This is a genomic window from Streptomyces sp. NBC_00252 (assembly GCF_036187565.1).
Classification (GTDB): Bacteria; Actinomycetota; Actinomycetes; order Streptomycetales; family Streptomycetaceae; genus Streptomyces.
In genome coordinates, this window is the sequence record NZ_CP108087.1 from 4,312,192 (window position 1) to 4,336,523 (window position 24,332).

Genomic DNA, 24,332 nt, shown 5'->3' on the forward strand with positions numbered 1-24,332 from the left:
GGTGGGGACTACTCCCACTCGATGGTCCCCGGCGGCTTCGACGTGACGTCGAGGACGACCCGGTTGACGTCGGCGACCTCGTTCGTGATGCGGGTGGAGATCTTCGCGAGGACCTCGTAGGGCAGGCGGGACCAGTCGGCGGTCATCGCGTCCTCGGAGGAGACCGGGCGCAGGACGATCGGGTGGCCGTAGGTGCGGCCGTCGCCCTGGACGCCGACGCTGCGGACGTCCGCGAGGAGGACTACCGGGCACTGCCAGATGTCACGGTCGAGACCGGCCGCGGTCAGTTCCTCGCGGGCGATCGCGTCGGCCTCGCGGAGCAGGTCGAGGCGGTCCTTGGTGACGTCGCCGACGATCCGGATGCCCAGGCCGGGGCCGGGGAAGGGCTGGCGCTGGACGATCTCGTCCGGCAGGCCCAGCTCCTGGCCGACCATCCGGACCTCGTCCTTGAACAGCTTGCGCAGCGGCTCGACGAGCTGGAACTCCAGGTCCTCGGGCAGGCCGCCCACGTTGTGGTGGGACTTGATGTTGGCCGTGCCGGTGCCGCCGCCGGACTCGACGACGTCCGGGTAGAGGGTGCCCTGCACCAGGAACGCGACCTCGGGACCCTCGTCCGCGATGATCTCGGCCTGCGCCTGCTCGAAGACGCGGATGAACTCGCGGCCGATGATCTTCCGCTTCTGCTCCGGGTCGGAGACCCCGGCGAGCGCGGTCAGGAACCGCTCCTCGGCGTCCACGACCTTCAGCTGTACGCCGGTCGCGGCCACAAAGTCCTTCTCGACCTGCTCGGTCTCGCCCTTGCGCATCAGGCCGTGGTCGACGTACACGCAGGTCAGCTGGGAGCCGATGGCCTTCTGGACCAGGGCCGCCGCCACCGCGGAGTCGACACCGCCGGACAGACCGCAGATGGCGCGCCTGTCGCCGACCTGCTCGCGGATGAGGGCGACCTGCTCGTCGATGACGTTGCCGGTGGTCCAGTCCGGGGTGAGGCCCGCGCCGCGGTACAGGAAGTGCTCCAGCACCTGCTGGCCGTACGTGGAGTGCATCACCTCGGGGTGGTGCTGGACGCCGTAGAGCTTCTTCTCGTCGTTCTCGAAGGCGGCGACCGGGACGACGTCCGTGGACGCGGTGACCGTGAAGCCCTCGGGGGCGGCGGAGCAGGCGTCGCCGTGCGACATCCACACCGACTGCTCGACCGGGGTGCCTTCGAAGAGGGTGGAGGACGCCTTGGAGACGTGCAGTTCCGTACGGCCGTACTCGCGGGCGCCGGTGTTGTCGACGGTGCCGCCGAGGGCCGTGGCCATCAGCTGGAAGCCGTAGCACATGCCGAAGACCGGGACGCCGGCCTCGAAGAGGGCGCGGTCCAGGCGGGGGGCGCCCTCCGCGTACACCGACGAGGGGCCGCCGGAGAGGATGATCGCCGCCGGGTTCTTGGCGAGCATCTCCGCGACCGGCATGGTGCTCGGCACGATCTCGCTGTAGACCCGGGCCTCGCGGACGCGGCGGGCGATGAGCTGGGCGTACTGCGCGCCGAAGTCGACGACCAGGACGGTGTCGGGGGCGGGGGTCGCTGCTGACACGGGGGCCTTCCGGCGGTTGGGCGGGGGTTCTGGTCATCGATTCTAACGGGGCTCGGGTGGGGCACCTGGTCGTCCCCGGGGGCTCCCCTCCCGGACCCCCGGATCGATGCCGTCCGACCACCGGTCTCGGTGTGCTGCGGAGGTGCCGTACCGCGCCCGGCTCGCCAGGCCTCACGGACACCCTGACAACGCCCTGCCCCGCGGCCCGCACAGCCACCCCGGACCCCGGATCCGTTCTGTGCCATACTCGCCCCCATGCTCACGCACCCGACCTACCTCTTTACCTATGGCAACCGGCCCGCCGGCTGCCATGGTCGTGCTGCTTGAGCTACTGACAAGCGACTTCCCAGGCGCCCCGGGCCGACAGGTCCGGGGCGCCTGTTGTTTTCCCGGACCGTCGCCCCGGGGTACCGCGTCCGTATCCGACAAGGAGCCCCCGATGACCGCCACCACGACCACGCCGACGACCACTCCCGAGCAGACGATCTCCGACGCCCGCGCCCGTATCGACGCCCTCGACGACCGCATCATCGGGTTGATCCAGGAACGGGTCGCCGTCTCCGCCGTGGTGCAGGAGACCCGGATCTCGTCCGGCGGACGGCGGGTGAGCCTCACCCGGGAGAACGAGATCCTCCGCCACTACAGCGACGCGCTCGGCAAGCCCGGTACCGCGCTCGCGATGACGCTGCTCGAACTGTCCCGGGGTCGTATCTGAGTTCGGGCCCGCTCTCACCCGTACGGCGCGTGACCGGCCCGCGAACCGCTTCGTTGGTGGTGGTGTCCGTGCCAGCCAGGGGCGGGCCCGAAAGAACCACGCGTGGCTCGCTGGGGCGATGAGACGTACGGAACGTGCCGTGCGTCGTGGGACCTCGCTCCAGGGTCGTGACCGGACGGCAGGGGACAGCAGCCCGGTCACCCAAGAGAACGGTCGGTCCCGGGGACGCCCGGGGCCGCCCGGCGGAAACTGCAAAAATGCACAAAGCCGGATCGAACGGTTGCGGAGGCCGCGTCCATCCAGCACGATGCGTAGAGGGCCCCGGAGGCTTCACAGCCCCCAAGTCCCGGAGCAGACAACCGTATTGCAGTGCACTGTCCCCCTGCCAAAGGTCGAGACCAAGCGTGCGCCCCGTGTGCGCCGGGGCGCCGACCCAGGGCACGCGAGACAAGCGGCGCAACCCCCCGGCGCCGCTCCCCAGGCACCGGCGCTGCCCTGACGTCGGTGCTGACGGAGAAGGGCCCCGCGGCTCCGTCCCGCGGGGCCCTTCGCTCGCCCTGAACAAGTCCGACCTCGCCCTGAACGGGTCCGGCCTCGGCCCTGAACAGATCCGGCTAGGTCCGGCTCACCGTCCCGCACGTCTCGTTCTCGCCCCCGGCGCCCAGATCCTTGCTCCGGTCGTACGGATCCGTCGTCGGACCGGACGGCTCCGGCCCGGTGGGCTCCGCGGTGGAGGGCGACGAGAACTCCGGGTGGAAGTAGCCGTCGTAGACGTCGCAGGCGCTGTTGCCGAAGTCCGAGTCGTAGCGGTCGACGCTGAGGCGGCCGGACGTGACCTGGTAGCGGACCGGGTCGAGGAGTTCGAGGTCGATCACGCGGCGGACGATGGTGCGGGTGACCTCGGTGGAACCGTTCGTCTGGACGACCGGGTAGACGAAGGTGTAGTCGGAGTGGATCACCATGCCGGAGTGCTTGCCCTCCTTGAAGGTGATCCGGCCGCGGGTCTTCACGACGTCACCGACGAGCCGTACGTCCTTGGGGTCGAAGCGGCTGAACAGGTTCAGCGGGTCGTGGGCCTCCGCCGGGGTCTTCAGGGCGGTGTTCAATTCCTCGATCATCCCGGGCTGTTGGGGGTCGAGCACCGAGATCGCGGCGGCCGGACGGGCACCGGCGAGCGTCTTCGGGTTCAGGTTGGCGTCGACGAGGAGCTTCTCGGCCTGTTTCAGGGCGCGTTGGACCTGGCTCTTGGAGAACACGCCCACCGCCTTCGCCGGCGGCAGGACGATACCGGCCGCGCCGTCCGCCCAGTTCAGCGCGGGTGAACCGGCGAACGGCCGGTCCAGCGTGGGGGTTTCGGGGTCCACCGCTGAGGGTGCGGCGGTCGGCGCCGCGGTCTCCGGCGCGAGCGGGGACGCGACGGCCTCGGGGCTGCCGTCGCCGCCCTTGCCGCCCTTGTCGAAGGGGTCGCCGGGGATGATCGACGGTTTCATCGCGACCACGACGACGGCCACGGCGAGCGGGATGCCCACGACGGCCCACGCACGGCGCTTGCGCTGGGCCTGTCCGTTCATCTCCTGCCAGGCGGGGCCGGTGCGCCAGCCCGGCGGCTCCTCGCCTTTGCCCGGCTTCAGCCGGCCGGTCACCTCACGGTTGCGGGCGGACGGTTCCTTGGGAGCGGAGGCGCGGATGTCGCGCTCCGTGTCTCGGGCGAACTGCTCCCAGACATCGTCGGGGATCTCCGGGTGCGAGGGCGGTTCCTCGGCGGGCTTCTCAGGCACGTCCCCAAGTTCTAGACGTACCGAAAGCCTGTTCACAAGGCGAACCCAGGTGTGACACAGCCCACATAAGAATTCGGTGAGAGTGGGTACAACCGTTCCCACACTTCCCGGGTCTCACCTGCGTAAGCAAGGGCCACACCCGCGCCCCACACGCGGAGCCCTCCGCCCAGCGTGCTGCAGTCTGCCGCAGCACACCGGACTTCTTGAGGACTTCATGAAGCTGCGCCGTGCCATGGCCGCGGCGGCCGCGACGGCCGCCATCGCTCCGCTCGCCCTGCTCTCCGCGCCCGCCGCGTTCGCGGAGGAGTCGCCGTCGGCGAGCCCCAGCGAGAGTGTGAGCGAGTCGGCGTCCGCGTCGCCGTCGGACTCGCCCTCCGCGTCGGCGTCCGACTCCGCGTCGCCGTCCACCAGCACCCTGCCGAGCGACTCGGCCAGCCCCTCCGCGAGCACCAGCGCGTCCACGTCGGCCACGCCGTCGACGTCGGCCGAGCCGAGCGGGGAGCCGACCGACCCGGACGTGCCGTTCTGCGAGGACATCGACGAGGACTTCTCCAACGCCAGGGTGTCCGCGGACATCAAGGGCCTGCCGGGCAAGATCGTCGCGGGTGACGGTTTCCACAGCTTCAAGCTGACCGTGACGAACGACTCGAAGACCACGGTCGACGGCGTCGCCTTCTACGCCGAGGTCGAGAACTACGAGCTCGACGAGTCGAAGTTCCTCAGCCCGTACGTCGACCTGGAGTTCAAGAACCCCGAGTCCGGCAAGTGGGACCGGATCGGCAACGACGAGTGGGCCGGTGACTACTTCTTCTACGTCAACGCCCTGAAGTCCGGGAAGAGCGAGAGCGTCGACCTGCGCGTCAGCATCAGCGCGAAGGCCCCGGCCGGCGACGCCTACTCCTTCGGTTCCGGCGCCTACCTCGACAACGTCAAGGGCCAGGACTGCATCGCCGAGGGCTGGGCCCAGTACGACTTCGAGGTCCTGAAGGCCGGCACCTCGAACACCGACCCGGGCACCGCCACCCCGAGCACCGGTGACAAGGACACCTCGGTGAAGAAGCCGCAGGGCGAGATCTCCGACCTCCCGACCGGCAATCTCGCCGAGACCGGCTCCAGCTCCGCACTCCCGGTGATCGGCCTCGTGGGCGGCGCCGCCGTCGTCGCGGGTGCCGCCGCGGTGGTCATGGTGCGCCGGCGCAAGAGCGGGGCGAGCGCGTAACACGTAGCTCGTCGTACGAGGAAGGACCTGCGCTCGGAGGGGGGCGCAGGTCCTTCTGTCTGTACCGGCAGCTACTTCAAGTGCCGCTGCCCGCATACGAGTTGAGCATCGCCTACGACTTCGGCGGCACCGTCGGCATCCCCAGGAACGGCAGTTTCAGCGCGCCGAACGCGCCCTCGGGTACGGCCGGTCGACGCGGCTCCACCGGCTTCAGGCGTTCGTACGACAGCCCTTGCTCCGGGCGCGGGTCCTGCTCGCCCTTGTTGGGCCAGTACGACATCGCGCGCTCGGCCTGCGCCGTGATGGTGAGGGACGGGTTGACGCCGAGGTTCGCGGAGACCGCCGAGCCGTCGACGACAGAGATACCGGCATGGCCGTAGAGCCGGTGGTACGGATCGATGACGCCCGTCTCGCGGGAGGCGCCGATGGGGCAGCCGCCGAGGAAGTGGGCGGTGAGCGGGGTGCCCATGAGTTCGCCGACGTTCGAGCCCGGGAAGCCGTTGATCTCGGCGGCGATGGCGGCCGCGCCCTCCGAAGCCGCCCTGATCTGCTTGGGGTTGGGGGCGCCATGACCCTGACGGGCCGTCAGCAGCCCTTTCCCCACGCCGTCCGGTTTCAGGTACGTCGTCAGGGAGTTGTCCAGCGACTGCATGACCAGGCCGATGATGGTCCGCTCCGACCAGCGCCGGTTGGAGAGCGAACGCAGGACCAGCAGCGGGTGCCTGGCCGCGTTCGCCAGCCAGGCCAGCGCCCTCGACGAGCCCTCCGCGTACGGGACTTGGAGGATGGAGAGGCCGCCCATCGAGTTGGAGCCCTTGCCGTAGCGGACCGGTTCGATGTGGGTGTTCTCGTCCGGGTGGATCGAGGACGTGATGGCGACCCCGCGGGTGAAGTCGACCTGCGCGGTGCCGGTCGCCTTGCGGTAACGCCGGCCGGTCGTCTGCGCGCCGACCAGCGCCTCCGAGTTGGTGCGGGTCAGCTCGCCCAACTTCTCCGAGAGGTACGGCAGTTGCCCGCCCGCCTTCATGCGGTGCAGCAGGGTCTGGGTGCCATAGGTGCCGGCGGCGAGGACGACACGGCGGGCCTTGAAGGTGCGGCCCTTCGACGACTTCCGCGCGTCCGTGGGGAGGGTCGCCACCGCGTAGCCGCCCTGCGAGTCGTCCGTGACCGACACGACCGTCGTCATCGGGTGGACCGTCGCACCCGCCTTCTCGGCCAGGTGGAGGTAGTTCTCGTTCAGGGTGTTCTTCGCACCGTGACGGCAGCCGGTCATGCACTCGCCGCACTCGGTGCAGGCCTTGCGGGCCGGGCCCGCGCCGCCGAAGTACGGGTCGGCGACCTGTTCGCCGGGGCGGGCCTTCGCCGTTCCCCCGGCGTCCTCGCCGTCGCCGAAGAACACGCCGACCGGGGCCATGTGGAAGGTGTCTCCTACGCCCATGCGCTGGGCGGCGGCCTTCAGGTGGACGTCCGACGGGGTCATCGTCGGGTTCAGGCGTACGCCGAGCATGCGGCGAGCCTGGTCGTAGTACGGGGTCAACTCCTCTTCCCAGTCGGTGATGTCGCGCCACTGGGGGTCCTCGAAGAACGGCTTCGGGGGGACGTAGAGGGTGTTGGCGTAGTTCAGGGAGCCGCCGCCCACGCCCGCGCCGGCGAGGACCATGACGTTGCCCAGGAGGTGGATGCGTTGGAGGCCGTACATGTGGAGCTTGGGGGCCCAGAGGTAGTTCTTGAGGTCCCAGGAGTTTTTGGGGAGCGTCGACGGGGTGAAGCGGCGGCCTGCTTCCAGCACGCCGACGTTGTAGCCCTTTTCCGTGAGGCGCAGGGCGGTCACTGAACCGCCGAAGCCGGAGCCGACGACTATGACGTCGTAGTCGTAGGTTTCCTGGGGCACGGGTTCTCCTCTTCGAGTTTCACGTGCGGGTGCGTTGTGGAGGGTCTACCTGAGCCGGAACGCCTTCATCGCGCGCAGGCTGCGGCTCATGAACTGCGCGTAGGCCTCGTCGGTCATTCCCAGGGACGGGGCCATCGGCAACAACCGCTGCTGGGCGATGGTCTGGGCCTCCGTGTATTTGAGGATGCCCTCCGAGCCGTGGCGGCGGCCGAGGCCGGAGTCCTTCATGCCGCCCATGGGGGACTGGACGCTGCCGTAGGCGGAGGCGTAGCCCTCGTTGACGTTGACCGTGCCGGTGCGGAGGCGGGCGGCGATGGCACGGCCGCGGCTGCCGTTCTTCGTCCAGACGGAGGAATTGAGGCCGTACGGCGTGGAGTTGGCCTCCTCGACCACCTCGTCCTCCGACTTGAAGCGGTACACGGAGACGACCGGACCGAAGGTCTCCTCGGCGCAGACGGCCATGGGGGCCTCGACGCCGTCGAGGATGGTCGGCTCGAAGAAGTACGGGCCGATGTCCGGACGGGCGACCCCACCGGCCAGCACCTTCGCGCCCTTGGCGACCGCCTCGTCCACGTGCCGGGTCACGGACTCCAACTGCCGCTCCCCCGCGAGCGATCCCATGTCCGCGCCGTACGCGAGGGACGTGCCGAGGCGCATCGCCTTGGTGCGGGCGGCGAAGCGCTCCAGGAAGGTGTCGGCGATCGACTCGTGGACGTACAACCGCTCGATGGAGACGCAGAGTTGACCGGCGGAGGAGAAGCATGCACGGATCGCGCCCGCCGCCGCCTTCTCGATGTCGGCGTCCTCCAGGACCACCATGGCGTTCTTTCCGCCGAGTTCGAGGGAGACGCCGACCAGCCGGGCGGCGGCGGCCTGCGCGACCTCGCGGCCGGTGCGGGTGGAGCCGGTGAACGAGACGTAGTCGGCGTGCTTGACGACCTCGGGGCCGACGACCGGGCCCTCGCCGAGGACGACCTGGAAGACCCCGGCGGGCAGACCGGCCTCGATGAGGAGGTCACGGGCCCAGAGGGCGGTCAGGCAGGTCTCGGTGTCGGGCTTCATGACGACCGCGTTGCCCGCCGCGAAGGCCGGGAGCGCGTCGCCGACGGAGAGCTCGAACGGGTAGTTCCAGGGGGCGATCTGCCCAACTACCCCGCGCGGGTGCCGGAGTTCGGTGACCTTGGTGAGGGTCGGGACGGCGCCGGTGTGCCGCTTCGGCTTGAGGTAGGCGGGGGCCTTGCGGCCGTAGTGGCGGGCCGCGACGGCGACGGCCTGCACCTCCTCGTGCGCGTGCAGTCGCGCCTTGCCGGTCTCCAGCTGGATCAGGTCGAGGACCTCGGCCTGCCGGGCCAGCACCAGATCGTGGAAGCGGAGCAGGACGGCGGCGCGCTCCCGTACCGGCGTCTGCGCCCACAGGGCCTGCGCGGCGCGGGCCGCGTCGAAGGCCTTCGCCACGTCCTCGGGAGTCGACTCGGGCAGGTCCGCGAGCTTCTCGCCGGTGAACGGCGAGTGGTTGGCGGTCCGGCCGGAGCCGACCACACCCTTCGTGAGCTGGGCGACCAGCTCCGGGGTGACCACATCGGCGGCGGTACGGGCGCCTGTGGGGGCCGGCGCGAGGGGGTTCGTGCCGGTCGTCGTTTCCGTGCCGGTCTTTTCCGGGGCCTGCGAGTCCGTCATGTGCCGCAGGGTATGCCGCTAGGAGAGGTTTGGGTACCCGTCGGTAATCGGGATTCACGCAGTACTCACATCACGCCAGTGATCACTGGCAACGAATGCCCTGATCAGGGCGTTGTGCGGGGATGATCACCCCGGAATCGCCACCGCATCACTTTCCCGCAAGGGTGAGCCGGTCACGGGCCCCCTTGAAGAGCGCGGTCCCCTTCTTCTCGTCCGGGGTGCCCTTGGGCATGTCCACGCGCAGTTCGTACGTACGGCCGTCCGCGGTGCGGATGATCAACGCCATGATGCGGGTGGGGACGCCGGAGCCGTCCTGGACGGTGTCGGCGAGCACCGCGTCCTTGTTCCCCCGGAAGCTCGTGCGCGTGTACTGCGGATTCGACGTCCCCCGCGTCAGGGCGTGCGCCTCGGTGAGCGGGGACGCGGTGGTCGCGGCCCGTTCGGTGAGGCGGACGCGGAGGACGGCGGTGGCGGTGAGGGCGTACGTGACCACGCGGGCACCGGAATCCGTCTGCTCGGCGACGCGCTTGTACGGGGACGGAAGGTAGAGAACCGCGGACAACTCCCGCTCCGGGTGCGCGATCCACGGGCGGCTCGCCTCGGTGTCGGCCGTGTCGAGGAGACCGTCGACGACCGTACCGAAGACCAGGCCCGCCAGGAGAAGAGCACCGAGGGCGAGGAGGAGACGGCGAGCCCAACGGGGGCGCCGGGGCCGGGACTTGGAGGGTGATATGGGTTCGGGCGCGGGTTCAAGGTCGGGTGTGGGTGCGGGTGTGGGTGCGGGTTCGAGGTCGGGCGCGAGGTCGAGTGCGGGTGCGGTCTCGGGCTCCGCTACGACGGCTTCGGCACCGGACGCCTCTGCGGACGCCTCGGCAGACGCCCCCTCAGGCTCCCCCTCCGGCACCTCCGGCATCTCCTCGGGCACGGCGTCGGGCACCGCCTCCGGCACCGCATCACGCGGACCCGTGATGACCGGCGGCTCCGGTACGTCCTTCCCCTCGGCCACCGCGTCCAGTACCGCGCCGACCTCCTCCGCACCCGGCCGCGCCTCCGGCTCCCGCGCCAGCATCCTCAGGATCACCGGCCCGAGGGGCCCCGCGCGGGTCGGTTCGGGCGGGTCGCCGGCGAGGATCGCGCCGAGGGTGGACTCAACGGTCGTACGGCGAAAGGGAGATGCCCCTTCGACGGCCGCGTACAGCAGGACGCCCAGGGACCACAGGTCGGAGGCCGGGCCCGCCCAGGCGCCCGTGCCGGACATGCGCTCGGGGGCGATGAATTCGAGCGACCCTACGAACTCCCCGCTGGCGGTGAGGGATTCCTCGCCCTGGATGTGGGCGATGCCGAAGTCGGTGAGGACGACGCGGTCGTGCGGGCCGAGGAGGACGTTGGCGGGTTTGACGTCCCGGTGCACGATCCCGACGGAGTGCGCGGCGCACAGGGCGCCGAGGACGGCGCGGCCGATGCGGGCGGCTTCGGCGGGGGCGACGGGGCCGCGTGCGAGCAGTCCGTGCAGCGACTCGCCCCGCACCAACTCCATGACGATCCAGGGGAGTTCGTCCTCGATGACGACATCGTGGATGGCGACGGCGGAGGGATGGTCGACCCGGGCGGCGGCACGCGCCTCGCGGTAGAGCCGGTGGGAGGCGCGCTGGAACTCCTCGTCCTCCGGATCGCCGGGCAACCGGGGCTGTTTCACGGCGACTTCGCGGTCCACGAGTTCGTCGAACGCCCGCCATACGGTGCCCATGCCGCCGGAGCCGATCCGTTCGAGCAGCCGGTAGCGACCGCCGACCAGACGTCCGTCGCGCACCTGTTCGCCGACTTCGCTCATGCCCCATCAGTACCGTGCCGGATACGGCCTTGTCGACGCGCGCCCTACTTCCCGAGCATCAGCGTGTCGCCCACCCGCCGCACCTCCGCCACCCCGGTACCGCCGAAGTGCGCCGGAATCACCAACTCCCCCTCGTCGGCGGCCCGTTCGAGCACGCGTCGCCGACTCCGCGCGGCCTGCCCGGGATCGAGGCAGAAGCAGCTGCTGCACTCCGGATGCGTGATCTGGACGGGGCTGTGCAGCAAGTCCCCGACGAACACGGCCCGTTCACCGCCGGAGGCGACCCGGAGGACGGACGACCCCGGCGTGTGCCCCGGCGCGGACTCCAGCGTCAGGTGCTCGTCGACGCGGTGCGTGCCGTCCCACAGGGTGGCCAGCCCGGCGCGGTGCACGGGCGCGACGCTGTCCTCGTAGATGAGCCGGTCGTCGGGCCGTACCGCACCGCCGTAGTTGTTCGCGGGCCCGAAGTGGAAGTCGTCGGCGGCGGGCAGGAGATAGCGGGCGTTGGGGAACAGCGGCACCCAACTCCCTTGCACGTCATGGGTGTTCCAGCCGACGTGGTCGCCGTGGATGTGCGTGTTGACGACGACGTCCACGTCCTCCGGCCGTACCCCGGCCCGCGCGAGACGCCCCGGAAGGTCCCCCTGGCTCATGTGGAACAGCGGATTGCCGGGCCGTTCCCGGCCGTTGCCGACGCCGGTGTCCACGAGCACGGTCAGCCCGGCGCTGCGCACCACCCAGGTCTGGAGCGCGACGACCGCGCGGTCGGTCTCGGGCTCCCAGTGATCGGGGGCGAGCATGTCGCGGTTGTCCTCCCACACCTCGGGCGGCACGTCCGGGACGAGGGTGCGGGCGGGGGCGAAGGGCCGCGCCCACTCGACGACACGGATGACGTCGACGTCACCGATGGTCAGGGTCTGTGTGTTGTCCTCGGTCATGAGAACAAGCGTAGGGAGGACGAAGTGAGCTTCTCAATACGTGATCGGCTCACATGAATACGCATGTGGCTCACCACCGCTCCCCCGGCGTAATCTGACCCCATGGACGTGGTGAGCGACGCGATCTCCGCCGTGCGGACCGGGCGGCCCTCCTCCAACCGGCTGCGGGTGGGCGGCAGTTGGTGCACGCGGCTGGCGCCGTACGAGGGGGCCGGGTTCCATGTCGTACTCGCGGGCGGGTGCTGGCTGGTGCCGGAGACGGGCGGGGAGCCGGTGACGCTGGGCGCGGGGGACGTCGTACTGCTGCCGCACGGGGCGGGGCATGTGCTGGCGGACTCGCCCGGGGACACGGCGCGGGCGGTGCCGTTCGAGGAGATGCGGCGGCCGGACGGGGGCGGGGACGGGCGGGAGGTCGAATTGCTGTGCGGGAAGTACCGGCTGGACCGGAGCCGGACGCATCCGCTGATGGCGGAGCTGCCGGAGGTCGTCCACCTGCCGAACCGGGTCGGCCGCCACCCCGAACTCCGTTCCGCCGTCGACCTGTTGGCGAACGAACTGGACGAAAGGCGACCGGGTTCCTGCCTGGCACTGCCAAGTCTGCTCGACCTGCTGCTCATCTACATGGTGCGGGCGTGGATGTCCGAGGCGGAGACGGGGAGTTGGCCGTCGGTGCTGAGCGACCCGGTGACCACGGCCGCCCTACGAGCCCTCCACTCGGACCCGGCCGCACCCTGGACGAACGACCGCCTGGCCGCCGCGGCGGGCGTGTCCCGGGCGACGCTGGCCCGCCGGTTCACCGCTCTGGTGGGGCGGGCCCCGATGGCGTATCTGACGTGGTGGCGGCTGACGTTGGCGGCGACACAACTCCGCGACACGGACGCCCCCCTGGCGACGGTGGCCCGCGAGGCGGGCTACGGCAGCCCGTACGCCCTGTCCCACGCGTTCAGCCGGGAGTTCGGGGTGACGCCGGGCAAGTACCGCGTGGGGGCGTCGAGTTCATAGCCCGTGGGCTTCGACGTCGGGTTCGTCGTCGTACTCCTCCGCGAGCCGCAGCCCGAGATCGGACTCCCACTCCAGTGCCCACCGCCGCAGCTCCGCGATCTCGTCGACATCGAGCCCGTGCGCCGCGAACTCCTCGTCACTGACCCACACGACACTCTCCAGACGGTCCCGCAGGTGGAAGAGGTCGAAGTCCGTGCCGTCGGCTCGGAGGCCCAACTGCTCCAGTTCCACGGCGGAGTAGTGGCGGCGGGCGGTGTACACGTCGATCACATCGGCCGGCAGACCCCGGTCGCCGAGCGCGCGCACGCTCATGACCGCGAGGTCGGCGGCCTCCGTACCGTCGCTCACAGCCTGTCGACGTCCAAGTTGGCGATCGCCGCCTTCGCCACCTCGCGGCCCCGGGCCGTGAAGTCGCCGTTGCCCGGGTAACTGACCGTGAGGCGGTACATGTTGCCGGAGGTGGTCTTGTAGTAGAGGATCTGGACCTCGCGGGGGCGGGGGTACTGGCTGTCGTTGGTGTTGTAGTTGATCGTGTTCGTGGCGGCGGGCCTGCCGCGGTAGGTGCCGGTGGGTTTGGTGTTCGTCTTCGGGTTCTCCGGCATGTCGAGGCTGGAGCTGCCGCTCTGCTTGAAGTCGCCGTTGTCGTCGTACATTTGGGCCGCGGCGGAGTCCTTGATCTCGCCGAGCGTGTCCTCGGACTTCTTGACGAGGGTCAGGCCGACCGAGATGCTCCCGCTCCAGTCGGTGTACGTGATCCAGTGGCCCTTGTCCGTCTTGCGGTCGGGGGCGCCGCGCTGGTACTTGGCGGGGACGGCGATCGTCGCGGCCACGTCCGTCTCGTGGTGCTTGCTCCAGCCGTCGGGGAGTCTCTGCGATCCGGCGAACGGGTTCGCGATCAGCAGATACGCCGTCACCGCCGCCACGACGACCAGTGCGCCGAGCCCGAACCATGTCTTGCGGCCCAGGAGTTGTCCCCGCCTGGGGCTCTCGACGTACCGGACCTCCTGCGTCGGCACCGGTGCCGGCGGGTTGGCCACGGATTCGAGTACGGCGCGCACCTGGGCCGCGTTCGGGCGGCTCGAGGCGTCCTTGGCGAGGAGGGCGGTGATGAGGTCGGCGAGCGGGCCCGGGGCCGAAGTCGGCGGTGCGGGAGCGGAGTTGAGGACCGACTGGAGGGTGGCGGGGGTGTTGCTGCGGCGGAACGGGGAGACGCCCTCCGTCGCCGCGTACAGGACCACGCCGAGGGACCAGAGGTCGGACGCGGGGCCGGGGCGCTGGCCCAACACCCGTTCCGGGGCGATGTATTCGGGCGAGCCGACGAACCCGCCGGTGTCCGTCAGGTTGGTCTCGCCCTCGATCTGCGCGATACCGAAGTCGGTGAGGACGACGCGGTCGTGGCGGCCCAGCAGGACGTTGTCCGGCTTCACGTCGCGGTGCAGGACGCCCGCCGCGTGGGCCGCTTCGAGGGCGCCGAGCACCTGGAGGCCGATGCGGGCCGCATCCCGTGCGTCGAGGGTGCCCTCCTGCAACGCGTCGCCCAGCGAACGGCCGGTCACCAGCTCCATCACGATCCACGGCTGACCGTCGACGACGGCCACATCGTGCACGTTCACGACGGCCGGGTGGTCGAGCCGGGCCGCCGCACGGGCCTCCCGGCGCATCCGCTCGAAGGCGTTCTCCCGTTCGCGTTCGGGAAGATGGTCCGGGACGCGCGGTTCCTTCACGGCGACCTCGCGGTCCACCGTCTCGTCCTTGGCACGCCACACCGTGCCCATACCGCCGTGCCCGAGCTTCCCGAGCAGCCGGTACCGGCCGGCTATGAGGCGTCCGGTACGCGGGTCGGGCGCCTGGCCGGGCGTGGAACTCGGCGTCGCGTAGGGGTTGTTGGGATGCGGCACAGCTGCCGGCGCGGACGCGGGCGCAGGTGCGGCCGCAGGTCTGGGCGCGGGCCGGTCCCCGCGTGGGTTCGGTGGTTGCAGAGCAAAGCTCGTCGGCTCGTCGGCTCCGTGTCGGGCTCCCCCGTTGCTGCTCATACGTCCATCCATATCGCGCCAGACGCCGCCCTATCCACCTCTGATGCTTTCCGGTCACAGACCCGTGACCGAGTGCGCGGCTTATCGCCCGTTACGTGCCCACGGCCTCACGCCCGGGCGAAGGTGTCCAGCGCGACGTCGAAGTACTCCTTCGCCTCCCGCACCTTCCCGACCGGCGCGGACACCCACACGTCGTACAGCCGGCCGTTCTCCTCCCAGCACATGTCGTAGGTGTGCCGGGGTCCCTCCGCCGTGCTGAAGCCGTTCCAGGTGAACTCCCAGAGCGCGGCGGGGTGTCCGGAGTGCGTGGTGTCGGTGACCTTGCCGTCGTGGTAACCGGGGTTGGTGGACTCCCCGTTGGCCGCCGCGCTCTTCATCACCGCGAGCGGGCCGCCCTGTTGGGGGTCGGACATCCTGATGCCGAGCCGGAAGGTCTCCCCCGGCGACATGTAGAAGATGCGCTCCCCCTGCGGCACCCGCACGAAGTCCTCCGGTACGGCGAGGGAGAAACCGTCGGGGTCGCGGGCGATCCGGTAACCGGAGGGCGCGGTAGGGGTGTTGGGCGTACCGGCACTCACCGAGGGCTTGGTGGGGGTGTCGGCCGGGGTCGAGGGCTTCGGTGACGGTGACGGCGTACCGGCGGCGTTCGTCGACGTCAGCGGCGCCGAACTCGTAGGCGCCGCGCCCCCATTGCTGTCGTCTCCCTGCATCAGCAGGGCCACCGCCGACACCCCGGCCCCCGCCATCGCCGCGACCAGCAACGCGGCCACGAGCACCCCGCGCGTGGAACGCCGGGAGGTCCGGTCGGCCGCAGAGGATGAGGGCGGGGAGGGAAGGGGTGCCGGGGGCGGTATCAAATTTCTGCGGGGAACGTCCCGTTGGGTCGGGGTGTACCCGGGCGATGGCCTTCCCGCGTGGCCGGATGTCGCCCTGGGATGCCGCCCCGTCGACGCCCCCGCCGCCTTCGGCGTGCGCCCGGTGTCCAGGAACGCGCGCAGCATCCGCTCCGCCTCCGCCGCCGCCAGCCGCCGTTCCGGATCGCGTTCGAGGAGTCCTCGTATGACGGGCAGCAGGGGCCTGGCCTGTTCGGGCGGCCGGATCTCGTCGACGACGACCGCGTGCAGGATGCCGCCCAACGAATCGCGGCGGAACGGGGATTCACCGCTCAGCACCGTGCACAACAGCGCGCCCAGCGACCACAGGTCGGACTCCGGCCCGGTCCGCACACCGGACATCCGCTCCGGCGCGGTGTACTCGGGCGAGCCGACGAACGCTCCGCTCTCGGTGAGCGTCGTGGCGCCTGCGACCTGTGCGATGCCGAAGTCGGTGAGGACGACCCGCTCGGAGCCGTCCTCGTCGGTGGCGGTCTGGAGCAGGACGTTGGCCGGTTTGATGTCCCGGTGCAGGACGCCCGCCGCGTGCGCCGTACGCAGCGCGCCGAGCAGGGCGATGCCGATGCGGGCGGCCTCGGCGGCATCGACCGGGCCGCGCGCGGAGATCCGCTCGGCGAGCGAGCCGCCGTCGGCCAACTCCATGACGATGTACGGGCGTTCGTCCTGCTCGACGACGTCGTGGACGACGATGATGTGCGGGTGGCGCAGTTGCGCGACCGCCCGCGCCTCGCGCAGGGTGCGTTCGCGCTGCTGGCGGGCCTCTTCCTCGGAGAGGGAGTCGTCCTGGGCGATCTCCTTCACCGCGACCTGCCGGCCCAGGAGTTGGTCGGCCGCCCGCCACACGACGCCCATGCCGCCGCGCCCGAGCCGCTTCTCCAGTCGGTAACGCCCCGCGATCACCCGGGCGTTGTCCCCCTCGGTCCCCATGCGCACCATCATGACGCAAGCGGAAGCGGTCAGCCCGAGCCGGGACTCCAGCCCTGCAGGACCGACTTGAACTGCGCGCTGGTCGTCGCCCAGTCGGCGGCCGGCGCGGACATGTAGATCGCGTACTCGACGCCGTCACGGGACATGTACGTCTCCTCGATGGCGCGCCGCGGTCCCGGGAACGGCGTGTCCTTCGGCTGCGCGGTCCAGGTGTAGTCCCACAGGGAGCCCGGACGGTCGCGGTAGGTGTTCGCCTCCAGGGTCACGCGGTTGTAGTCGACCAGCCGCTGGAGCTGCACTTCCAGGTCGAGTTGGTGGGCGTTCGCGGTGGGGAAGTCCGGCGACGTGTCGATGGCTATGCGCACGAAGTGCTTGCCGTTGTCGGGCGAGTAGTCGACCTGCTTGATGCCGCCCGAGTCGCCGTAGACCTTCCGCGCCCAGCCCTTGGGGAGGGATATGTCGAAGCCCCAAGGGTCGTGGTACGCCTGCCAGTTGACGGGGCCCGAACTGTGCGGGCTCGGCGTGGCGCTCTGTGAGGTCGAGGAGCCCGGGGTGCCGCCCTGGTCCTGGTCCCGGTCCTGATTCCACTTCTGCAGCCCCAGCGCCGTACCGCCGCCGACGAGCGCGGCGACGACGATCACGAGGACGACCGAGCGCAGCCGGCGACGCTTCGGCGGCGCGGCCGACCCGGGGGGTGCGAGGGAGACGGGCGGGGTGTGCTGGTAGGTGGCACCGGTCGCCGACGGATACGGTGCGGAGCCCATGGCCGCCGACGGGTACGGCGTCGGTCCCGAGCCGGAGTTCTCGGCGAACCCGCCCTGGCGTGAGCCCACTTGCTGCGTGGGCAGCCACTCCTCCGCCGAGCGCGGCCGTCGCCCTTCCGCCGCCTCCGCGAGCATCTGCTCGGCCTGGTCGGCGTCGGGGCGCAGCGCGGGGTCCTTGTTCAGGAGGGCGGTGATGACGGGGGCGAGGGCCCCGGCGTAACGGAGTTCGCCCGCGTCCTCCTCCACGACGGCCTGCATCGTGGAGAGCGGCGAGGTGCGACGGAAGGGTGAGCGGCCCTCAACTGCCGTGTAGAGCGTAGCTCCCAGCGCCCACAGGTCCGAGGACGGACCGGGGTCGGAGCCGCGGACGCGCTCGGGGGCGAGGTAGTCGACGGACCCTACGACCTCTCCCGTGCGGGTGATGGTCGAGTCGCCCTCGATCTGGGCGATACCGAAGTCGGTGAGCAGTACCCGCCCGTCCTGGCCGAGCAGCACGTTGCCCGGCTTGATGTCGCGGTGCAGGACGCCCGCGGCGTGCGCGGCACGCAGGGCACGCAGCACCCACAGGCCGATGCGCGCGGCCTCGGCGGGCTCGATGCGGCCCTGCTCCTTGACCTCGTCGGCAAGGGAGTTGCCCTCGACCAGTTCCATGACGATCCACGGGCGGCCGTCGTGTTCGAGCACGTCGTGGACGGTGACGACGGCGGAGTGGTTGATCCGCGCGGCGGCGCGCGCCTCGGCTCGGGTGCGCGCCAGCAGGCGCGGCTGGTCGCTCTCGGACACGTAGAGCGCGGCCGTCAACTCCTTGATGGCGACGGTCCGGTGCAACACCTCGTCATGCGCCCGCCACACCCGGCCCATACCGCCGCTGCCGATGGACTCGGCCAGCCGATAGCGCCCCGCGAGGAGCAGGCCCTGCATCTGATTCACGTTTCCCCGCAATGCTCTTGACAGGCTCAGCGTAAGGACAGGGCCTCGTCCAGGGAACCAGCGGGGTACCACGGAGACCGCACTGTGACGGTTGTCGCTTCTGCGCCCGATCGGGAACCGACTTCTGCTACCGGTCGGGAACCAACGGACCTCGGCGCGCCGCCTCCGCGGGTCACCCGGTGTACTGATAGGTCGACGACGCCTGCTCGTACAGGCTCGTCACTTGGTCGCGTTGTGCCTCCGGGCCACGGACCTGCACGATGTGGTAGCGGCCGTTGATGAGGTACACCATGTTGCGTACGAAGAGGGCGCCGCCCTGGCTGTCCGTCCAGGTGAACTGGCCCTCGGCCATGGTCTTTCCGCCGACCGTGATGGTCCGCAGCCCGGTCGCGGTGGCCCAGCTGGAGCTGCGGTACGGCTGCAACTCGGCCTCCTTGTCCCGCTGGTAGACCATCGGGTCGCTGCCGTCGGACGCCGCGCTGTCCCGGCCCGGCACGACGATCAGCTCGAAACCGCCGTGGGAGTAGACGACTTGGCCGCTGCCGTTCTTCGGCGTCCGGGTCCAGCCCTTCGCCACGGCGAGCCGGAACCCTTCGGGGTCCTTGCGCAGCGTGAAGCCGTCGGCCACGTTCGGGTCGGTCTGCGTCTCGGTCGAACTGGCCGACTTGGAGGGGCTGTTGCCGCTCGACGGCGAGGTCTGGTCGGGTTGCGGCTGGCTGCTCGAACCGTCCGACGACTGGGTGGGCGCGGTACTGACCTCACCCGCCGCACCGGTCCGGTCCCCTTGCCCCGCACCGGTGTTCTCCCCGGACTTGGGCATGAAGAGCATCGCGTACGCGACCGCGCCGGCCAGCAGCAGGAAGACGAGGATCAGCAGCGTCCTGCCCAACCGCCGCGGTGATCCGCCGACTTCTTCCTTGCCCCGCTTGTGCCGCCCGTGCGGACTGGTCGCGGGCAGCCCGGCCCGTCGCCTGCGCACCAACTCGCCGCGCCTGCGCACGATCGGCAGCCGCCGCGGGTCGGTCGGCGGGGTGGCGACGACATACGTACCGGCCTCGGGCTCCGGCGCCGAACGCACCAACGACCGCAGCCAGCCCCGCAGTTCCTCGAAGTCCAGCCGCTCGGTCGGGTCCTGCCGCAGCAACGACTCCACGACCGGCCTGAGCGGCCCGCACTCCTCGGCGAAGGCGGGCGGCTCCGCGCACACCAGCTGTACCAGCTCCGCCGTCGCCTCCTCCGGATACGGCGCATGCCCCTGCACGGCCCGGAAGAGCAGCGCCCCGAGCGCCCACAGATCGGTGGCGGGGCCGATCGGCGCGGCCAACTGCCAGTTCTCATGCACCGGTACGGCCTGCTCGGGCGCCCACCGCTCGGTGACCGGCCCCACGACCGTCATCCGCACCTGCCGCGCCCGCTCGGCGGCGAGCGCGGTGGCGGGGCCCCGGCGGACGGGAGCGCCTACGGCGGCGAGGTCGTCCCAACGGGCGGGAGGATGCGGCGAGTTACCGGAGGCGGCATCGGGCGGGACGGGGCCTTCGAGGCCCGGAGTGCGGGATGTGCCCGCGGGCTGTGCGGGTACGGGGTGTTGGCCGGTGGCGGCTGTGAGGGCGCCGTAGGCCGTGGGGTCGGGAGTGCGGGGGCGGGGGGTGTCTCCGCCGTGGGCCGGGGTGTCCGTGCCGTGGGGGCGCGGGGCACCGGCGTAGCCCGCCGGCGCTTCCGTGCCGTAGGAACGGCCGTCCGCGCCGGGGAACGTGCCCGTTCCACCCGGGGGCAGCGCACCGGCGCCGCCGCCCTCAAGGGGCTGGCGCGCCTGGTCGCCCTGGCCGGGACGCCCCGGGCCCGACCCGAACGCGGACTGCGAACCGCCGCCACCCTCCAGGGGCGGGCGTGCCTGGTCGCCCTGACCAGGGCGCCCCGGTCCCGACCCGAACGCGGACTGCGAACCGCCACCCTCCAGGGGCGGGTACGCCCGCTCGCCCTGTGTCGCCGAGCCCTGCTCGCCGGTGCCGGGGCGCGGTGTCGCGCCGTGCCACGCGGTGTTGCGGACGCCGTAGGGGTCGGCTATCTGGCCCGGTGGGGTGGTGGGGGTCGGGTGTTGCACGCCATTGCTTCCCGCGTACGGGAGCTGGGCCGCACCGTTGGCCTGGGCGGGGCCGTGTTCACCCTCGGGGGCGGGGCGGGCGCCGGGGAGCGCCGGGCGGCCCTGCTGGGACTCCTGGACCCGCGCCGCGGCCCGGGCGCCCGCGCGGTACGCGGCGATCGCCCCGGCGCGCGCGGCCCGTACGTCACCGCCGTCCGGCTCCCTGCGGGCGGGCACGGCGGGCGCACCGCTCGCGCCGGCGCTCTCCACACCGACTCCGGGCAGCCCTCCGGCGGCCCGCGCCTCGATCGCGGCCCGCCGGGCGGCCTCGGGGTCCGCGCCACCGGGGCCCACGGCGGCAGCCGCCCCGGCGCCCGCGCCGCCGAAGCCGATCGCTCCGCCACCGGTGCCCCGCGTGCTACCGGGGACCGCAGGGACCGTAGAACCGCCGGGAGCCGGGGAACCGGCCCGTGTCGTGGAGCCCGCGGGGGCGATCGCGCCGCCCGGGGCCCTGGAGCCCGCGGGGATCGCGGCGTCGCCGTCCGCGCCGTCCTGGCCCGGCACCGGGTCGTAGCCGCACAGTGCCTCCTCGGCCGCGCCGACCGCGAGGCCGGTCAGCATGACGCGGCCGTCGTCGCAGACCAGCACCGTACGGGCGGTGATGTTGCGGTGCACCCAGCCGTGCGCGTGCAGCACCCGCAGCGCCATCAGCACGTCGGCGGCGACCTCCGCCGCCCGGTACGGAGACAGCGGCTTCTCGGCGAGCAGGGCGGCGAGCGGCTGGGCGGACACCAGTTCGCTCACTATCCACAGCGAACCGCCCTCGGCGAACACGTCGAAGACCTGGTCCAGCCGGGGATGGTCGGGTATCCGCGCCGCGGCCTGCGCGGCCTCGACCGCACGCCGTACGGCGGGATCGGAGGGCCGTCGCGTGGCGGTCCGTGCCGCGGTCGGCCGCCGGGCCCCGCGGTCGCGCGCCGTGAACCCGTCGGGCAACCCGTCGTCGCCGAGCACCTCCGCCTCGACGACCTCGGGCAACGGCACCTGGCGCACCAGGACTTCCTGCCCGCTGTACGTGTCGAAGGCGCGGGTCTCGGTGAGTTCGTACTCGTCGGAGGGCGGCAGCGGCAGGCGGTAGCGGTCGGCGAGCACCCGACCCGCATAGTCGTCCACGTTGCCTCCCCCGGCCGCCCGGTTGGTCAATTCCGTTCGCCTTGCGGCCCGTTCCGTCCGCATACGTAGATGCGTACGGTCCGCAACCACTCACGATACGTGCCGGAGGCAACCCACAAAGAGGGGTTGACGGATCTGGCGCGCCAAACCCGGCCCCACCCGCCTCACGACTTCGGTTGGAACGACTTCGTCAGGGTCGCCCAGGTGTCCTTACGAAGCTCAGTACCCCAATTGGCAGACTTCGCGGTGTACATGAGCGCATATCCGAGATGACTGTTGACGACGAACCCGCGGTCGATGGTGCGGTACTTCGTCCCACCGTCCTGATAGGTGAACTCCCAGTCGGCCGTGTTCCAGCCCCGGTAGTCCACCTTCTCTATTCGGATCCGCGAGTACTCGGAGCGCGTCATGTACTGCTCCTGGTTCTTCCAGTCCGCCACCGCGTCGCTCTTCGGCGTACTGGTGTAGGCGATCAGCAGCTTCTGCCCGTCGGGGCCGGCCAGCCGGACCCCGGCGGAGTCCGTCGACTGGTACGACCACCCGGCGGGCAGGCCTATCGAGAAACCCTGGCTCGCCCTGTACGTCTTCACGACCGGGGCACCGCCCGAGGAACCGGTCGTCTCGTCGTCGGACCCGCTGGACGCGCCCGTGCCCGAACTCGCCGTGTTCTGCCCGGCACTTGCCGTCGCCGAGGAGTCGGTCTGCGCACCGCCCGAGCTCTTGGTGTCGTCGTCGTCCTTCTTCTTGCCGGCACTCGAACTCGCGCTCGCGCTGACACCGCCACCGGCCTTGGCGCCGTTGTTGTCCTTCGACCCCTTCGAGCCGCTGTCGTCACCGCCGCCGAGCGTCAGCGCCAGCACGACACCGATCACCGCGAGCGCGGCCACGACGGCGATGATCACCAGCGTGCGCTTCGGCACCACGTCCGTCAGCGGCGCCCTCGGCACCGGCCGCGGCGGCAGATCCGGCGGCGTCATCACGGGCCAGCCGGAACTCCGCCCGCCCGCACCCGACTTGTCCTCACGCGCACCGACCTCGCGGGTCGCGCTCAGCCCCTTGGTACCGGTATCTCCGAGACCCGGCTCCCGCAGCCCCGACGACTGCACACCCGAGTCACGCGAACCGGCGTCGCGCGAACCGGAGTCCGTCGCACCGCCCTTCGCCGCCGAGCCGGCCGCAGTCCCCGCACCGACCGACGTCCCGGAACGCGTCGCCGCACCGGCACCGCCTCCCGACCGAGCCGAAGGAACCCCGGACGTACCGGACTTGGTGCCCGCAGTACCTGAACTGCTGTCGGCAGCAGCGCCCTTCGCACCACCGGTACCGCCCTTGCCGGAAGCACCGGCCCCGGCAGCACCGGCCCCGGCGGCAGCGGCACCAGAACCCGCACCCGGCGCGGAGCCACCCGGCTTACCAGGAGCGGAAGTTGAAGCCCCGCCGGAAGCGCCGCCGGTAGTCGCACCGGAGCTCGTACGAGAAGCCCCGCCGGTAGCCGCATCGGAACCCGTACGAGACGCCCCGCCGGTAGCCGCATCGGAACCCGTACGAGACGCCCCGCCAGTGGTCGCACCGGAAGCCCCGCGAGAAACCCCGCGGGAAGGAGCCGCACCGGCCCCCGTCCCCGTGGCCGGCCCCGCACCAGAGCTCGTCGCCGACCCCGCAGCCGCCGAAGCGCCCGCCGAGGCCGCCCCGGCCGCGGCCGATCCCCCGGCCGCCTTCCGCATGGACCGCAACGCGCCGCGCAACCGCTCGGCCCCCGCCGAGGCTCCCGAACCCCCGCTGCCGCCACCGCTCTTCTTGCCACCGGACTCCGCGGGCCCCGGCTGCGCCGGCAACGGCACGACCCGGGTCGCGTCCAACGGCGGCTCCGGCTCGGCCGGCTTCGGCTCGGGCGCGTGGATCACCGCGGTGAGCATCGCCCGGGCACCCGCGTCGTCGAGACGCTGGGCCGGGTCCTTGTTCAGCAGGCCGTAGATGACGTCCTTCAACGGCCCGGCGTTCTTCGGCTCCTCCAACGGCTCGGTCATCACCGCGGTGAGCGTGGCGATCGCCGAACCCTTGTCGTACGGCGGTGCGCCCTCGACCGCCGCGTACAGCAACCCGCCGAGCGACCACAGGTCGGCCGCCGGACCCGGCTTGTGCCCGCGGGCCCGCTCCGGGGAGATGTAGGAGGGCGCGCCGACGAGCATGCCGGTGGAGGTGATCGACGGGTCGCCCTCGACCTGCGCGATGCCGAAGTCGGTGAGCACGACCCGGCCGTCCTCGGCAATCAGCACGTTCGACGGCTTCACGTCGCGGTGCAGGATGCCCTCGCGGTGCGCGGACCGCAGGACGTCGAGTATCGCGAGCCCGACCTCCGCCGCGCGCCTCGGCTTCAGCAGACCGTCCTCGCGGATGGCCTCGGCGAGGGACTTGCCCTCGACCAACTCCATGACGATCCACGGCCGGTCGTCCTCGTCCACGACGTCATAGACCGTCACCGCGCTGGTGTTGCGGATCCGCGCGATGGCCTTGGCCTCGCGCAGCGTCCGTGTGATCAGCCGCCGCTTCTCGTCCTCGTCGATGCTGGTCGGGAACCGCAACTCCTTGACGGCGACCGTCCGGCCCAGGGTTTCGTCCTCGGCACGCCACACCGTGCCCATGCCTCCGCGGCCGAGCACTTCTCCCAGCCGGTACCGCCCGGCGAGAAGACGCTCGTTCTTGTCCCGACGAGTGTCCTGACGGGATGTCCCCGCCCGCTCCGCCTCCGACATGCGTCCCCTCATGCAACCCGCCCTGACAGAGCCTCCATTGTCCCCCACCGAACAAGTGCCCAACGCCCAGGGGGCCTCTCCTCGGGTACCCCGGCCACATCCCGTCAGACATCCGCCGCAGGTCACACAGCCAAGTCCGGCAGGATGA

At 71.4% G+C, this 24,332-nt stretch carries 15 protein-coding genes; 3 read left to right on the forward strand and 12 right to left on the reverse strand.

Annotation, left to right across the window (positions count from 1 at the left end; translation table 11 throughout):
* Positions 1 to 8: 8 nt before the first annotated feature.
* Complete coding sequence (gene guaA, locus OHT77_RS18670) at positions 9 to 1,580, reverse strand: glutamine-hydrolyzing GMP synthase (RefSeq protein ID WP_328829626.1); 1,572 nt, start codon at positions 1,578 to 1,580, stop codon at positions 9 to 11.
* 310 nt (positions 1,581 to 1,890) lie between these two features.
* Between guaA and OHT77_RS18675 the strand changes: the two genes are divergently transcribed.
* On the forward strand, positions 1,891 to 2,295 hold the full coding sequence (locus OHT77_RS18675) for a chorismate mutase (RefSeq protein WP_328834275.1): 405 nt from the start codon (positions 1,891 to 1,893) through the stop codon (positions 2,293 to 2,295).
* Between the two features lie 614 nt (positions 2,296 to 2,909).
* Here OHT77_RS18675 and OHT77_RS18680 read toward each other — a convergent pair.
* Positions 2,910 to 4,073 carry a hypothetical protein gene (locus OHT77_RS18680; RefSeq protein ID WP_328829627.1) on the reverse strand — a complete coding sequence of 388 codons (1,164 nt, stop codon included), beginning with the start codon at positions 4,071 to 4,073 and terminating at the stop codon, positions 2,910 to 2,912.
* A gap of 214 nt (positions 4,074 to 4,287) precedes the next feature.
* On the opposite strand from OHT77_RS18680, the gene OHT77_RS18685 reads away from it, so the two are divergent.
* Positions 4,288 to 5,292, forward strand: coding sequence for an LAETG motif-containing sortase-dependent surface protein (locus OHT77_RS18685; RefSeq protein WP_328829628.1), 1,005 nt, complete (start codon positions 4,288 to 4,290; stop codon positions 5,290 to 5,292).
* A 112-nt stretch (positions 5,293 to 5,404) separates the two neighbouring features.
* Here the strand turns inward: OHT77_RS18685 and OHT77_RS18690 are convergent, their stop codons facing one another.
* From OHT77_RS18690 to OHT77_RS18705, 4 genes are all read right to left on the reverse strand, one after another.
* On the reverse strand, positions 5,405 to 7,183 hold the full coding sequence (locus OHT77_RS18690) for a GMC family oxidoreductase (protein WP_328829629.1): 1,779 nt from the start codon (positions 7,181 to 7,183) through the stop codon (positions 5,405 to 5,407).
* A gap of 45 nt (positions 7,184 to 7,228) precedes the next feature.
* Positions 7,229 to 8,860, reverse strand: a complete 1,632-nt coding sequence (locus tag OHT77_RS18695; protein ID WP_328829630.1) for a succinic semialdehyde dehydrogenase — start codon at positions 8,858 to 8,860, stop codon at positions 7,229 to 7,231.
* A 148-nt stretch (positions 8,861 to 9,008) separates the two neighbouring features.
* Entirely contained in the window at positions 9,009 to 10,691 is a 1,683-nt protein-coding gene (locus OHT77_RS18700; protein WP_328829632.1) for a serine/threonine-protein kinase, read from the reverse strand.
* A 44-nt stretch (positions 10,692 to 10,735) separates the two neighbouring features.
* Positions 10,736 to 11,629: an MBL fold metallo-hydrolase gene (locus tag OHT77_RS18705; protein ID WP_328829633.1), complete on the reverse strand. Its 894-nt coding sequence runs from the start codon at positions 11,627 to 11,629 to the stop codon at positions 10,736 to 10,738.
* 102 nt (positions 11,630 to 11,731) lie between these two features.
* Between OHT77_RS18705 and OHT77_RS18710 the strand changes: the two genes are divergently transcribed.
* The gene (locus OHT77_RS18710; protein WP_328829634.1) at positions 11,732 to 12,631 is read left to right on the forward strand and encodes an AraC family transcriptional regulator; all 900 of its coding nucleotides are present in this window, start codon (positions 11,732 to 11,734) and stop codon (positions 12,629 to 12,631) included.
* Here OHT77_RS18710 and OHT77_RS18715 read toward each other — a convergent pair.
* The 6 genes from OHT77_RS18715 to OHT77_RS18740 form a co-directional block, all read right to left on the reverse strand.
* Entirely contained in the window at positions 12,626 to 12,979 is a 354-nt protein-coding gene (locus OHT77_RS18715; protein ID WP_328829635.1) for a hypothetical protein, read from the reverse strand. The two genes, OHT77_RS18710 and OHT77_RS18715, sit on opposite strands and share 6 nt — an antisense overlap.
* Entirely contained in the window at positions 12,976 to 14,664 is a 1,689-nt protein-coding gene (locus tag OHT77_RS18720; RefSeq protein WP_328829636.1) for a serine/threonine-protein kinase, read from the reverse strand. Before OHT77_RS18720 ends, OHT77_RS18715 begins: the two co-directional genes overlap by 4 nt.
* Positions 14,665 to 14,771: 107 nt before the next feature.
* Complete coding sequence (locus tag OHT77_RS18725; protein ID WP_328829637.1) at positions 14,772 to 16,484, reverse strand: serine/threonine-protein kinase; 1,713 nt, start codon at positions 16,482 to 16,484, stop codon at positions 14,772 to 14,774.
* A 29-nt stretch (positions 16,485 to 16,513) separates the two neighbouring features.
* Positions 16,514 to 18,169, reverse strand: a complete 1,656-nt coding sequence (locus tag OHT77_RS18730; protein WP_328834276.1) for a protein kinase domain-containing protein — start codon at positions 18,167 to 18,169, stop codon at positions 16,514 to 16,516.
* 181 nt (positions 18,170 to 18,350) lie between these two features.
* Complete coding sequence (locus OHT77_RS18735) at positions 18,351 to 21,431, reverse strand: protein kinase (protein WP_328829639.1); 3,081 nt, start codon at positions 21,429 to 21,431, stop codon at positions 18,351 to 18,353.
* 164 nt (positions 21,432 to 21,595) lie between these two features.
* Positions 21,596 to 24,184 (reverse strand): serine/threonine-protein kinase, encoded by a 2,589-nt coding sequence (locus OHT77_RS18740; RefSeq protein WP_328829640.1) that lies wholly within the window; start codon positions 24,182 to 24,184, stop codon positions 21,596 to 21,598.
* Positions 24,185 to 24,332 lie beyond the last annotated feature (148 nt).

What these genes read in the sequence shown, in the direction of transcription:
- OHT77_RS18730 (WP_328834276.1), bottom strand. Translation starts at nt 18,169, where the DNA reads ATGCAGGGCCTGCTCCTCGCGGGGCGCTATCGGCTGGCCGAGTCCATC.
- OHT77_RS18695 (WP_328829630.1), bottom strand. Translation starts at nt 8,860, where the DNA reads ATGACGGACTCGCAGGCCCCGGAAAAGACCGGCACGGAAACGACGACC.
- OHT77_RS18685 (WP_328829628.1), top strand. Translation starts at nt 4,288, where the DNA reads ATGAAGCTGCGCCGTGCCATGGCCGCGGCGGCCGCGACGGCCGCCATC.
- OHT77_RS18705 (WP_328829633.1), bottom strand. Translation starts at nt 11,629, where the DNA reads ATGACCGAGGACAACACACAGACCCTGACCATCGGTGACGTCGACGTC.
- OHT77_RS18700 (WP_328829632.1), bottom strand. Translation starts at nt 10,691, where the DNA reads ATGAGCGAAGTCGGCGAACAGGTGCGCGACGGACGTCTGGTCGGCGGT.
- OHT77_RS18710 (WP_328829634.1), top strand. Translation starts at nt 11,732, where the DNA reads ATGGACGTGGTGAGCGACGCGATCTCCGCCGTGCGGACCGGGCGGCCC.
- OHT77_RS18675 (WP_328834275.1), top strand. Translation starts at nt 1,891, where the DNA reads ATGGTCGTGCTGCTTGAGCTACTGACAAGCGACTTCCCAGGCGCCCCG.
- OHT77_RS18720 (WP_328829636.1), bottom strand. Translation starts at nt 14,664, where the DNA reads ATGAGCAGCAACGGGGGAGCCCGACACGGAGCCGACGAGCCGACGAGC.
- OHT77_RS18725 (WP_328829637.1), bottom strand. Translation starts at nt 16,484, where the DNA reads ATGGGGACCGAGGGGGACAACGCCCGGGTGATCGCGGGGCGTTACCGA.
- OHT77_RS18740 (WP_328829640.1), bottom strand. Translation starts at nt 24,184, where the DNA reads ATGTCGGAGGCGGAGCGGGCGGGGACATCCCGTCAGGACACTCGTCGG.